Genomic DNA, 12,180 nt, shown 5'->3' on the forward strand with positions numbered 1-12,180 from the left:
TCGCAAAAGCCTCGAATTTATCCACATAGTCGACGGTTGCTATCCACACGGTTGCGACTGTGCCGACGTGGCTTGGAACTTGCTGTCGATGTTCAACGACGCGCCGCCAGAGCGCGCAAACGCCTAACCGCCGTGGGTGCAGCCCGATGAGTAGCCAGACACGCGATATTCATATTCAGCGCTTCGATCTCGAAGGCGCCCGCAGCTGGATGTCGGGCATCTGCGGTCCCCATCGCCTGGCGACGGCCACCCCCGAGCGCCTGCGATTTCATCACAGCGCCAATGTGTTCAAGTCCCGCGCCACCACCCTGGGCGTGATCGAATACGGTACCGACGTGACCATCGACATCGAAGACGCCGAGCACTTCAGCAGCTACAGCTTGAGCCTGCCGCTGGTGGGCGAGCAGGAGCTGAGCAAGAACGGTGAGCGCTTGAGTTCCAACCGCGACCAGGGCGTGATCATTTCGCCCAACGAGCACCAGGTGCTGGCGATTTCCGGTGACTGCCGCAAGTTGCAGGTGGTGATCACCCGCGCGGCGATGAGCGAGTCACTGGAAGGTTTGCTGCAACGGCCCATCGATGCGCCGCTGCGGTTTGAGTCGGTGATGGATGCCGTGGATGGCGCCCCGGCTTCGTGGTGGCGCATGGCGCGATACTTCATCGCCGAACTGGAATGCAGCAGCGAATTGTACGAGCAGGCGGCGTTTACCCGCGACCTGGAAAGCTCGCTGATCAAGGGGCTGATCCTGGCCCAGCCGAATAACTACTCCGAAGAATTGCGCGAAGTGTTGGGGGTGAAACTGCCGCACTACTTGATTCGTGCGCGGCAATACATTCATGACAACGCCCGTGAAGCCGTGCACCTGGAAGACCTGGAAGTGGCAGCCGGGGTGTCGCGGTTCAAGTTGTTCGATGCCTTTCGCAAGTACTTCGCGCTGTCGCCCATGGCGTATCTGAAGAAGCATCGGTTGGGGGCGGTGCGCCAGGAGATTCTGGAGCAGGGCTCGATCCGTACCATTTCCGAGATCGCCCTGGGTTGGGGCTTTACGCACCTGGGGCGGTTTTCGGCGCAGTACCGCAAGCTGTTCGATGAGTCGCCCAGCCAGACATTGCAACGCAAGCGCCTGCGCAGCCTCTGAAAACAATGAAGACCCAAATGTGGGAGGGGCTTGCCCCCGATAGCGGTGTATCAGTCAATGGATGTGCTGTCTGACACCCTGCAATCGGGGGCAAGCCCCCTCCCACAAGGAAATCACAGTGTTTGGGGAATCTCAGATCAACTCTTCAACCAGTTGCAGGCAATGAGTCAGCCCCGGCGACTGGTCATTCACCCGCCGGCTCAGAATGATCGGCGAAGTCGCAGTGGCCTCCACCACCGGCGTATAGCCAATATCCGCCCGATGCAGCACCTGCACCGACGCCGGCACCAGCGTCACGCCCATACCGGCGCCCACCAGGCCGATAGCGGTCTGCAACTCGTTGGTCCACTGCGCCACTTTCAGGCTCAAACCGTGGGTGTCAAACAGCGCAATCACATGGTCGGCATAACTGGGGCGCGGGTTGCCGGGGTAGAGCACGAAGGGCTCGGCGGCCAACTGGGCGAGGGTGGCCTGGGCGCCCAGCAGGGGGTGGCCGCTGGGCAGCACGGCCACCAGGCGATCCTCCACCAATACGCGTTGGGCGATGGCCGGGTCATCAATGCGAATACGCCCGAAGCCTACATCGATGCGCCCGGCCTTGAGCGCTTCGACCTGTTGCAACGTGGTCATTTCCGACAAGCCCAACTCCAGCTCCAGGGCCTCGTGATTGCGCAGCCGGCGAATCAATTCCGGCAGCACGCCGTACAAGGTCGAAGGCGCAAAGCCGATGCCCAGCCACGTCTTCTCACCCAGGCCGATGCGCCGAGTGTTGTCGCACACCTTGCCCAACTGTTCGAGCAGCACATTGGCGTGCTCATAGAAAAAACGCCCGGCTTCTGTCAGGCGCAAAGGCCGACTGCGCTCCAGCAGCACAACCCCCAGTTCATCCTCCAACTGCTGGATCTGCCGGCTCAAGGGCGGCTGGGCGATGTGCAGGCGTTCGGCAGCCCGGGTGAAGTTAAGGGTTTCGCCCAGCACCTGGAAATAGCGCAAGTGACGCAGTTCCATATCGACTCCTTTCATACCTTGAGGGTATCGCATCAGACCAATTCTATATTGGAACCCCAAAAAAATGCGGCACAGAATCGGCACAAATCTATAAAGAACCCAACGGGTATTGCCATGCCGATTTGCGCCATCGAATCGATCGACACGCTTATTGTTGATCTGCCCACCCTTCGCCCGCACAAGCTGGCGATGCACACCATGCAAAACCAGACCCTGGTGATCATCCGCCTGCGTTGCGCCGACGGCATTGAAGGCATCGGCGAAGCCACCACCATCGGCGGCCTGAGCTACGGCAATGAAAGCCCCGACAGCATCAAGATCAATATCGATCGCCACTTTGCGCCGCTATTGATCGGCCAGGACGCGAGCAACATCAATGCGGCCATGTTGCGCCTGGAACGCAGTATTCGTGGCAACACCTTTGCCAAATCCGGCATCGAAAGCGCCTTGCTCGACGCCCTCGGCAAACGCCTGGGCCTGCCGGTCAGTGAGTTGCTGGGCGGGCGTGTGCGGGACGCGTTGCCGGTGGCCTGGACCCTGGCCAGCGGTAATACCGAACAGGACATCAACGAGGCCGAGAAAATGCTCGACCTGCGCCGTCACCGCCTCTTCAAGCTGAAGATCGGCGCCGGTGAAGTCAGCCGCGATCTGGCCCATGTGATCGCAATCAAGAAAGCCCTGGGCGAGCGCGCCAGTGTGCGCGTCGACGTCAACCAGGCCTGGGATGAAGCCGTGGCCCTGCGGGCGTGCAAGGTGCTCGGCGACCACGGTATCGACCTGATCGAACAACCGATCTCGCGCAACAACCGTGGTGGTATGACTCGGCTCAACCTGTCGAGCCCGGTGCCGATCATGGCCGATGAGTCCATCGAGTGTGTCGAGGATGCATTCAACCTGGCCCGTGAAGGTGCGGCCACGGTGTTCGCCCTGAAGATCGCCAAGAATGGCGGCCCGCGCGCCGTGTTGCGTACGGCGGCAATCGGCGAGGCGGCCGGCATCGGCTTGTACGGCGGCACCATGCTCGAAGGCGGCATCGGCACCCTGGCGTCGGCCCATGCTTTCCTCACGCTAAACAATCTGGCGTGGGGCACCGAATTGTTTGGCCCGTTGTTGCTCACCGAAGACATCCTCACCGAGCCACCGGTGTACCGCGATTTCCAGCTGCACGTTTCCAGCGCGCCGGGCCTGGGCCTGGCGCTCGATGAAGAGCGCCTGGCGTTCTTTCGCCGCGACAAACACTAAGAGGCGCCTGCCATGTTGTTCCACGTAAAAATGACTGTGAACCTGCCCCTCGACATGCACCCCGAGCGCGCCGCCAGCCTCAAGGCCGAAGAGAAAGCCCTGGCGCAACGTCTGCAACAAGAGGGCAAGTGGCGCCACCTATGGCGCATCGCCGGGCACTACGCCAACTACAGCGTGTTCGATGTCGACAGCGTGCAAGACCTGCACGACCTGCTGATGCAACTGCCGTTGTTTCCCTACATGGTCATCGAAGTGAATGCGCTGTGCCGACACCCGTCGTCGATCCATGCGGACGACCGCTGAGCCGGCTTCCACCTATAACTACAAGATGAGGAATGCACCATGTCCATCCGCCTGTCCCAGACTGCCCACGCTCAACGCTTTCTCGAAGAAGCCAGCGGCAACCTCAATGACGCGGGCAACCCGCGCGCCAAGGCGCTGATCTACCGGATCCTGCGCGACACCGTGAACATCATCGAAGACCTGGAAGTGACCCCGGAAGAATTCTGGAAGGCGGTCAACTACCTCAATGAGCTGGGCAAAAACCAGGAGGCCGGTCTGCTCGCTGCCGGCCTGGGCCTGGAGCATTATCTGGACCTGTTGATGGACGCCGCCGATGAGCAGGCAGGCAAGTCCGGCGGTACACCGCGCACCATTGAAGGCCCGCTGTACGTGGCCGGCGCGCCGCTGTCCAAATACGAAGCACGGCTGGATGACGGCAAGGACGACGCGGTGCCGTTGTTCATGCGCGGGCAAGTGCGCGATACCGAAGGCAAGCCATTGGCGGGGGCGATTGTCGATGTGTGGCAGGCCAATACCGGCGGCACTTATTCGTGGTTCGACCCGAATCAGTCTGAATTCAACCTGCGTCGCCGTATCGAGACCGACGCCCAGGGCAACTACCGTTTCCGCAGCATCGTACCTTCGGGCTACGGCTGCCCGCCGACCGGGCCGACGCAACAGCTGCTCGACCAACTGGGGCGCCACGGGCAACGGCCGGCGCATATTCACTTCTTCATATCGGCGCCCGGGCACCGGCACCTGACCACCCAGATCAACCTGTCGGATGACCCGTACCTGCATGATGACTTTGCCTATGCCACCCGCGATGAACTGATTGCCGAGATCCGCTTCAGCGAAGATCCGCAACTGGCGCAGGAATTTGGCGTGCAGGGGCGGTTTGCGCAGATTGATTTTGACTTTGAGTTGCAGGTAGCGGATGCGCCAATAGAGCAGCAGCGCATGCAACGCGTCCGTGCTCTGGAAGACTGATCAACTCGGTCAACTGTGGGAGCTGGCTTGCCTGCGATAGCGGTGGTGAATGTTCCACCGCTATCGCAGGCAAGCCAGCTCCCACATTGGTTTTGGGATGTTTGTGTTATTTGCGCACGACCAGGTCCAATACCTCATCCCGGTCCTTGATCTTCTGCAGCACAATCTCAGAGCGAATATCCATCACCCCCGCCGTGCGGTTCAGGTGGTTCACAATAAAGTCCGAAAAGTGCTTGAGGTTGCGCGCCTGCACCCGCAGCACATAATTGCTGGCGCCGGTGATCACATAGGCGCTCGCCACCTCCGGCCAACCTTGCACCTTCTTGATGAACGTCTCATGCCAGTCCTCGATATCCTGGCGCAGCGACAGGTGCACGATGGCTTCAAGCTCGATTCCCAGCTGCTCGGCATTCAATACCGCGCGGTAGCCGCTGATGATTCCTTCGCTCTCCAACAAGCGCAAACGGCGCAGGCACGCCGAGGGTGACAGGGCGACTTTTTCCGCCAGTTCCTGGTTGCTGATACGGCCATCCTGTTGCAGAAAATGCAGGAGGCGCAGGTCGGTGGCGTCGAGAATCATGCTTGGAAGATATCCGCGTATTTTGAGATTAAATTCGAATTTCCTACAGCTTAAATAGCCGTTTACCCACCACTTTGCACGAAAATTCTCTAAAAGTTCGTTCATTATTTGGTCCATCCTCACCTATAAAAACCAGGACGACCCATGACCACTCGCAGCCATTGCCAAGCCCTCGACGCCCAGGATCCGTTGGCGTCACTGCGCCAACAGTTCGCCTTGCCCGAAGGCGTGATCTACCTCGACGGCAACTCCCTCGGCGCCCGCCCGGTGGCAGCGCTGGAGCGGGCACAACAGGTGATCGCCCAAGAGTGGGGCAATGGCTTGATTCGCAGCTGGAACAGCGCGGGCTGGGCGGATTTGTCCCAGCGCTTGGGCAACCGCCTGGCGCCGTTGATCGGTGCGCGTGACGGCGAAGTGGTGGTCACCGATACCACCTCGATCAACCTGTTCAAGGTGCTCAGCGCCGCATTGAGTGTGCAGCGCCAACGTGTGCCTGGGCGCAAGGTGATCGTCAGCGAAGCAAGTAACTTCCCCACCGATTTGTATATCGCAGAAGGCTTGGCTGAACTGCTGCAGCAAGGCTATTCCCTGCGCCTGGTCAACAGCCCGGCCGAGCTGCCCCAGGCCATCGACGCCGACGTGGCGGTGGTGATGCTTACCCACGTCAACTACAAGACGGGCTACATGTACGACATGGCGGCGCTGACCGCGCTGAGCCACGAGTATGGCGCGCTGAGCATCTGGGACCTGGCGCACTCAGCGGGCGCGGTGCCTGTGGACCTGCACCAGGCCAGTGCTGATTATGCGATTGGCTGCACTTACAAATACCTCAACGGCGGCCCGGGCTCCCAGGCCTTTGTGTGGGTCAACCCGGCGTTGGTGGATGTAGTGCGCCAGCCGTTGTCGGGTTGGTTCGGGCATACCCGCCAATTCGCCATGGAATCGAGTTACGCCCCCAGCGCCGGTATCGCGCGCTACCTGTGCGGCACCCAGCCGATCACGTCGTTGGCCATGGTGGAATGCGGTCTGGATATTTTTGCCCAGACCGACATGGCCAGCCTGCGCAGCAAATCCCTGGCATTGACCGACCTGTTTATCGCCTTGGTCGAAAGCCGCTGCGCCGCCCATGGGCTGGAGCTGATCACCCCGCGTGAACACGCCCGGCGCGGCAGCCATGTGAGCTTCGAACACCCTGAAGGCTATGCAGTGATCCAGGCCCTGATCGCCCGAGGCGTGATCGGCGATTACCGTGAACCGCGGATCATGCGCTTTGGTTTCACGCCGTTGTACACCAGCTTTACCGAGGTGTGGGACGCGGTGGAAATCCTCGGTGAAATTCTCGACAACGCCACTTGGGACCAACCGCAATTCAAAGTGCGCAACAGCGTTACTTAAGGGCAACACAGATCAAATGTGGGAGCTGGCTTGCCTGCGATAGCGTCGGTGCATTCACTACCGTTATCGCAGGCAAGCCAGCTCCCATAGGTTCAGCGTCAGCCACCATCACAATAATAAAGGGGCACACCCGTGACCACGCCAGACAACGGCTTTGCAGAAATCACTCACCGCGAACTGGGCCTCAGGCGCCAGCTCACTTCCGGCCAGATGAGCATGATCGCCATCGGTGGCGCCATCGGCACCGGGCTGTTCATGGGCAGCGCCTACGCCATTGGTTATGCCGGGCCCAGCGTGCTGGTGAGCTACGCCATCGGCGCCTTGATCACCTTGCTGCTGATGGGCTGCCTGGCGGAGATGACGGTGGCTCACTCCACCTCCGGCTCCTTCGGCGCTTATGCCGAGTTCTACATCAGCCCGTTGGCCGGGTTCCTGGTGCGGTATGCCTACTGGGCGGCGATTGTGCTGGCGGTAGGCGCCGAGGTCACGGCGGTAGCGATGTACATGAAGTACTGGTTCGCCAACGTGCCGGAGTGGGTGTGGATCGTGTCGTTTTCCAGTGTGCTGATTGTGCTCAATGCGATCAGCGTAAAGACCTTCGGCAACTTCGAATACTGGTTCTCGACCATCAAGATCAGCGCCATCGTCGGCTTCATCATCCTGGCGGTGTACGTGGTGTTCGGTTCCGGCAACCCTGACTATGGCGTGCAGAACTACACCGCCCACGACGGCTTTTTCCCCCATGGCTTGAGTGGCATGTGGATCGCCGTCATTGTGTCGATCTTCAGCTACCTCAGCGTCGAGATGATCGCCGTGGCCGCTGGTGAGGCCGCCGACCCGGAGCAGGCGGTGAAGAAAGCCTTCCGCGCTACCATCGTGCGGCTGGTGGTGTTCTACCTGCTGACCCTGGCGCTGATGCTCGCCATCGTGCCGTGGAACCAGGCCGGCCAGGCCCAGAGCCCGTTCGTCACGGTGATGCAGACCATCGGTATTCCGGGTGCCACCGGGGTGATGAATTTCGTGATCCTCATCGCAGCGCTGTCGGCCATGAACAGCCAGCTCTACATCACCACGCGCATGATGTTCAGCCTGTCCCGTGCAGGCTTTGCGCCCAAATCCATGGGCGCCTTGAGCAAGAACGGCATCCCGCTGAACGCCTTGTTGCTGTCCAGTTCGGGCATCGCCCTGGCGACCCTGCTGAATGTGGTGTACCCGGAAAGCTCATTCACCCTGATGATGGCGATCTCGATGTTTGGCGCGATCTTCACCTGGTTCATGATCTTCCTCACGCACCTGTTCTTTCGTCGCTATCGCAAGCGCCATGGCGGGGTGAAATTGTCGTTCCAGCTGCGGTTTTTTCCATACAGCACGCTGCTGGGGTTGGTGCTGATGGGGGCGGTGATGATCACCACCTATTTCACCGACGCTTTCAAGATGACGCTGGTGTTTGGCGTGCCATTCTTGGTGATCTTGTCGGCGGTTTACTACACCTTCTTCCACAAACGCGCATCATCTGTAGGAGCGAGCTTGCTCGCGAAAAGCCCGAGAGCTCCGCGTTAAACCAGATAGCTCGCGTTATCGTTGACGATCTTCGCGAGCAAGCTCGCTCCTACAGGGGGCCTTGAGCGCAGCGAGTAAGGTGCTGGCGTAACCGGGCAATTGCTCGAACGAGCGTGCGCATAACAGCAGTTTGCGACAGGCCCATTCTTCTCGCAGGGGATGGGCCTTGAAGCGACGCGCAGTTGGCCAACGCTCCAAGGCGGCCTGAGGCACGATGCCCAGGCCCGCGCCGCCGGCGACCATGCGAATCACCCCGTCAAAACCGTCGGCGCGAATGCGTGTCTGCAAGCGAAAGCCTGCGTGCAATGCCTGTTCTTCCAGGTAAACCGCCAGCGCGCTGTTGGCCGCCAGGCCCACGTAATCGTATTGCAAGCTGTCGATAAAACTCGGGTTGGTCAACGGGTGGTCCAGGGGCATGATCAGCATCAGCGGGTCATCGCGAAACGCCCGGGTCTGCAAACCGTGGGTGTCCACCGCATCGGAAATAATCCCCAGGTCGGCGGTGCCCTGGCGCAAGGCGTGGGTGATGCGCAGGCTGGGCAACTCTTGCAGGTCGATATCGAGGTTGGGATGCTCGCGCAAAAAGTGTGCGAGCAGTTCAGGCAGGTACTCGCTAAGGGCGGTGGTGTTGCACAGCAGGCGTACCTGGCCTTTGACGCCATTGGCGTATTCGGCCAGATCCTGTTGCAGGTGGTCGGTCTGTTGCACCAGCAGGCGAGCGTGCCGGGCCAGGGCTTTGCCCGCGGGTGTCGGGGTCACGCCACGGCGGCCGCGCTCAAGAAACGCAATGCCCAATGAAGACTCCATAGCTCGGATGCGTGCGCTGGCGGCAGCCAGGGACAGGTGGCTGCGGGCCGCGCCGGCGGTGATATTGCCGGTGTCCAGGATGTGCAGGTAGAGGCGCAGGTCGATGAGGTCAAAGTGCATGAAGTTTCCCAGTGACTGGAAGGGCCTCATCGCAGGCAAGCCAGCTCCCACACTTTGAATTGTGAATACATTCAAATGTGGGAGCTGGCTTGCCTGCGATAGCGTCATCAGCCTCACACAAAACAAGAGGCTGGCTCAGTATATGGCGAATTTTCAGCCACTCTCCAGCCCTGCACAATCGGTGCATGAATACCTTCCTCTCGTTCTACCAAAACCTCGGCCCCGCCCTGACAGCGCTGGTCATCACCACCTTCCTGCTGGCCGGTACGGTGAAGGGCGTTATCGGCCTGGGCTTGCCCACTGTAGCCATGGGCATGCTTGGCCTGGCTATGCTGCCGGCGCAGGCTGCGGTATTGCTGATCATTCCTTCGACGGTAACCAACCTCTGGCAACTGTCCTTTGGCGGGCACTTGGGTGCCTTGCTCAAACGCCTGTGGCCGATGCTGTTGCTGATTTTCCTCGGCACTGGGCTGGGCACCTTGTGGCTGGGCATGGGGAGCGGGCCTTGGGTGGTGCGTGCCCTGGGCGCGGCTTTACTGGTGTATGCGTTGAGCGGCTTATTCCTGCCGACCTTTAAGATCGCGCCCCGAACCGAGCGCTGGTTGGGCCCTTTATGCGGGGTGATCACCGGCATCATTACCTCGGCCACCGGTGTCTTCGTGATCCCTGCGGTGCCGTACCTGCAGGCGCTGGGCTTGAGCCGTGATCAGTTGGTGCAGGCGCTGGGGCTGTCGTTCACCGTATCGACGTTGGCACTTGCCGCCGGGCTGGCCTGGCGCGGGGCACTGGGCGGCGGTGAAATGGGGGCGTCATTGCTGGCGCTGGTACCGGCGTTGCTGGGGATGTGGTTGGGCCAGGTGGTGCGCCAGCGCATCAGTGCGCTGTGGTTCAAACGCGGGTTTTTCACCGGCATGGCGTTGTTGGGAGGCCATTTGTTGCTGGCTGGTTAATAATGGCCGTGCCTGTGTCAGCCGACAAATCAAGGACCGCCCGTGAAAGCCCGTTCCGATGAGCTACAGATCTTCGTCAGCGTGATTGAATGCGGCTCGATTTCGGCCGCCGCCGAAAAGGTCGGGCAAACGCCGTCTGCGGTGAGCCGCACCTTGTCGCGCCTGGAAGCCAAGCTCGACACCACGCTGATCAACCGCACCACGCGGCGCATGGACCTGACCGAGGAGGGCAAGTACTTCTTCGAGCAGGCCAAGATGATCCTGGCGCAGATGGAGGAGCTGGAAGAGCGCCTGTCGTCGCGCCAGAAAAAACCGGCCGGCCGCCTGCGTATCAATGCCGCGGTGCCGTTCATGCTGCATGGGATCGTGCCGTACATCGCCGAATTTCGCCGCTTGTACCCGGATATCCAGTTGGAGCTCAACAGCGACGACTTGATCATCGACCTGCTTGAGCAAAGCACCGACATCGCCATTCGCATCGGTACCCTGGCTGACTCGACCCTTCACGCGCGCTCCCTGGGCAGTACGCCGCTGCATATCCTGGCCAGCCCCGACTACCTCAAGCAGTACGGCACACCGACGACCGTTGCCGAGTTGGCTGATCACACCTTGCTGGGCTTCACCCACACCGAGACCCTCAACCACTGGCCGCTGCGTCATGGCGAAGGCGACCGTTGGCTGATCCAGCCCGGCGTCAGCGCGTCCAGTGGCGAAACCCTGCGTCAGTTGGCGCTGCAGGGGCAGGGCATTTGTTGCCTGTCGAATTTCATGACCGTCGACGACATCGACGCCGGCCGCCTGGTGCCCATGCTGGAGGCGTTCAATAGCGGTTATCGTCAGCCGATTCACGCGGTGTTCTATCGCAACTCGCAATTGGCACTGCGCATTCAATGCTTCCTGGACTTTATTCAGGCCAAGCTGGCACGGTATGCGCGCTGATTCGTGACTTGCACGCAAGAGTGAATTGGGCCGTACGGGCTTATTCGGCAGCAGCGGGGGCTGGATACTGGGCGCATCACTTACCCAGTCAGGAGCAACCTCCATGAATGTATTCGTTACCGGTGCAGCAGGGTTTATCGGCGGTTCGATCGCCACCGGCCTGGTCAACGCCGGCCATCACGTCACCGGCCTGGTGCGCAGCGCCGAACAAGCCGCTGAACTGACCGCGCTGGGCATCACGCCGGTGATCGGCACCCTCGACGACGCAGCCGTGTTGACGGCGCAGGCGCAGAAGGCCGATGCGGTGATCAACGCCGCCAGCAGCGACCATCGCGCTGCCGTAGAAACCTTGCTGGCCGCCTTGAAAGGCTCAAACAAGCCGTTCCTGCACACCAGCGGTTCGAGCATCGTCGGCGATGCGTCGGGCGGCAAGGCCAGTGAAGTCATCTACTTTGAAGACAACCTGCCAGAGCCGACCGTCGACAAGGCCGCACGCGTGGCGATCGACAACCTGATCCTTGCGGCGGCCAATGACGGTGTGAATTCGGCGGTGATCTGCAACACCCTGATCTACGGCCACAGCCTGGGCGTAAAGCGTGACAGCGTGCAATTGCCACGCTTGCTCAAGCAGGCGCGCAAGAGCGGTGTAGTGCGCCATGTGGGCAGCGGGCAGAACATCTGGTCCAACGTGCATATTGAAGACGTGGTCGCCCTGTATCTGCTGGCGCTGACCAAAAACGTTCCGGGTACTTTCTACTTTGTGGAAAGCAGCGAAGCGGCGTTTATCGACATGACCACGGCGATTGCCCAAGCGCTGAACCTGGGCAAACCACAGGATTGGCCATTGGCCGAGGCTGAGGCCGAGTGGGGCTATGAAATGGCCAACTATGGGCTGGGCTCCAACAGCCGAGTGCGCGGTAAACACGCTCGTGAACTGTTGGGCTGGGCGCCGAAGCGTACGTCGGTGGTGGAGTGGATTCGCAACGAGATGATTTGATGTTCGCTTAGCACCGCGGCGTGGCCATCGCGGGCAAGCCCGGCTCCCACATTTTTAAGGTGTGACCCCTATCAAATGTGGGAGCTGGCTTGCCTGCGAAAGAGGCGACTCGGTACCTCGGAGCTGACACTTCACTAGCCCCACCCGCCGTAATTCCGTACCATTCCCCGC

The 12,180-nt window shown here is 60.7% G+C and carries 12 protein-coding genes; 9 read left to right on the top strand and 3 right to left on the bottom strand.

Annotation, left to right across the window (positions count from 1 at the left end):
• Nucleotides 1-146 precede the first annotated feature (146 nt).
• Nucleotides 147-1,139 (top strand): AraC family transcriptional regulator, encoded by a 993-nt coding sequence (locus JFT63_RS26290; protein ID WP_186559846.1) that lies wholly within the window; start codon nt 147-149, stop codon nt 1,137-1,139.
• Nucleotides 1,140-1,271: 132 nt separating this feature from the next.
• On the opposite strand, the gene JFT63_RS26295 is transcribed toward JFT63_RS26290, so the two are convergent.
• The gene (locus JFT63_RS26295; protein WP_198845081.1) at nt 1,272-2,147 is read right to left on the bottom strand and encodes a LysR family transcriptional regulator; all 876 of its coding nucleotides are present in this window, start codon (nt 2,145-2,147) and stop codon (nt 1,272-1,274) included.
• 114 nt (nt 2,148-2,261) lie between these two features.
• Here JFT63_RS26295 and JFT63_RS26300 point away from each other — a divergent pair, with 114 nt between their 5' ends.
• Genes JFT63_RS26300 through catA form a run of 3 tightly spaced genes read left to right on the top strand, consistent with a single transcriptional unit; the run spans nt 2,262 to nt 4,661 of the window.
• Complete coding sequence (locus JFT63_RS26300; protein WP_057703987.1) at nt 2,262-3,389, top strand: muconate cycloisomerase family protein; 1,128 nt, start codon at nt 2,262-2,264, stop codon at nt 3,387-3,389.
• A 12-nt stretch (nt 3,390-3,401) separates the two neighbouring features.
• Nucleotides 3,402-3,692 (top strand): muconolactone Delta-isomerase, encoded by a 291-nt coding sequence (gene catC / locus JFT63_RS26305; RefSeq protein ID WP_198845082.1) that lies wholly within the window; start codon nt 3,402-3,404, stop codon nt 3,690-3,692.
• A gap of 39 nt (nt 3,693-3,731) precedes the next feature.
• Nucleotides 3,732-4,661, top strand: a complete 930-nt coding sequence (gene catA, locus JFT63_RS26310) for a catechol 1,2-dioxygenase (protein ID WP_057703986.1) — start codon at nt 3,732-3,734, stop codon at nt 4,659-4,661.
• Nucleotides 4,662-4,767: 106 nt separating this feature from the next.
• Here the strand turns inward: catA and JFT63_RS26315 are convergent, their stop codons facing one another.
• Nucleotides 4,768-5,241 (bottom strand): Lrp/AsnC family transcriptional regulator, encoded by a 474-nt coding sequence (locus tag JFT63_RS26315; RefSeq protein WP_005791350.1) that lies wholly within the window; start codon nt 5,239-5,241, stop codon nt 4,768-4,770.
• Between the two features lie 144 nt (nt 5,242-5,385).
• Between JFT63_RS26315 and kynU the strand changes: the two genes are divergently transcribed.
• Nucleotides 5,386-6,636, top strand: a complete 1,251-nt coding sequence (gene kynU / locus JFT63_RS26320; protein WP_198845083.1) for a kynureninase — start codon at nt 5,386-5,388, stop codon at nt 6,634-6,636.
• A gap of 132 nt (nt 6,637-6,768) precedes the next feature.
• A complete protein-coding gene (locus JFT63_RS26325) occupies nt 6,769-8,196 on the top strand; it encodes an amino acid permease (protein ID WP_198845084.1) in 1,428 nt (475 codons plus the stop codon).
• 15 nt (nt 8,197-8,211) lie between these two features.
• Here the strand turns inward: JFT63_RS26325 and JFT63_RS26330 are convergent, their stop codons facing one another.
• Nucleotides 8,212-9,123, bottom strand: a complete 912-nt coding sequence (locus JFT63_RS26330; protein WP_198845085.1) for a LysR substrate-binding domain-containing protein — start codon at nt 9,121-9,123, stop codon at nt 8,212-8,214.
• A 185-nt stretch (nt 9,124-9,308) separates the two neighbouring features.
• Between JFT63_RS26330 and JFT63_RS26335 the strand changes: the two genes are divergently transcribed.
• From JFT63_RS26335 to JFT63_RS26345, 3 genes are all read left to right on the top strand, one after another.
• Nucleotides 9,309-10,073: a sulfite exporter TauE/SafE family protein gene (locus tag JFT63_RS26335; RefSeq protein ID WP_057703982.1), complete on the top strand. Its 765-nt coding sequence runs from the start codon at nt 9,309-9,311 to the stop codon at nt 10,071-10,073.
• 42 nt (nt 10,074-10,115) lie between these two features.
• Nucleotides 10,116-11,012, top strand: coding sequence for a LysR substrate-binding domain-containing protein (locus JFT63_RS26340; protein ID WP_198845086.1), 897 nt, complete (start codon nt 10,116-10,118; stop codon nt 11,010-11,012).
• A gap of 103 nt (nt 11,013-11,115) precedes the next feature.
• Nucleotides 11,116-12,009 (top strand): NAD-dependent epimerase/dehydratase family protein, encoded by an 894-nt coding sequence (locus tag JFT63_RS26345; RefSeq protein WP_198845087.1) that lies wholly within the window; start codon nt 11,116-11,118, stop codon nt 12,007-12,009.
• The last annotated feature ends 171 nt before the right edge of the window (nt 12,010-12,180 follow it).

Source organism: Pseudomonas sp. MF7453, from assembly GCF_016405455.1.
GTDB lineage: Bacteria > Pseudomonadota > Gammaproteobacteria > Pseudomonadales > Pseudomonadaceae > Aquipseudomonas > Aquipseudomonas paralactis.

Coding starts and splice junctions, on each gene's coding strand:
- JFT63_RS26290 (WP_186559846.1), top strand. CDS start 147: ATGAGTAGCCAGACACGCGATATTCATATTCAGCGCTTCGATCTCGAA.
- JFT63_RS26295 (WP_198845081.1), bottom strand. CDS start 2,147: ATGGAACTGCGTCACTTGCGCTATTTCCAGGTGCTGGGCGAAACCCTT.
- JFT63_RS26300 (WP_057703987.1), top strand. CDS start 2,262: ATGCCGATTTGCGCCATCGAATCGATCGACACGCTTATTGTTGATCTG.
- catC (WP_198845082.1), top strand. CDS start 3,402: ATGTTGTTCCACGTAAAAATGACTGTGAACCTGCCCCTCGACATGCAC.
- catA (WP_057703986.1), top strand. CDS start 3,732: ATGTCCATCCGCCTGTCCCAGACTGCCCACGCTCAACGCTTTCTCGAA.
- JFT63_RS26315 (WP_005791350.1), bottom strand. CDS start 5,241: ATGATTCTCGACGCCACCGACCTGCGCCTCCTGCATTTTCTGCAACAG.
- kynU (WP_198845083.1), top strand. CDS start 5,386: ATGACCACTCGCAGCCATTGCCAAGCCCTCGACGCCCAGGATCCGTTG.
- JFT63_RS26330 (WP_198845085.1), bottom strand. CDS start 9,123: ATGCACTTTGACCTCATCGACCTGCGCCTCTACCTGCACATCCTGGAC.
- JFT63_RS26335 (WP_057703982.1), top strand. CDS start 9,309: ATGAATACCTTCCTCTCGTTCTACCAAAACCTCGGCCCCGCCCTGACA.
- JFT63_RS26345 (WP_198845087.1), top strand. CDS start 11,116: ATGAATGTATTCGTTACCGGTGCAGCAGGGTTTATCGGCGGTTCGATC.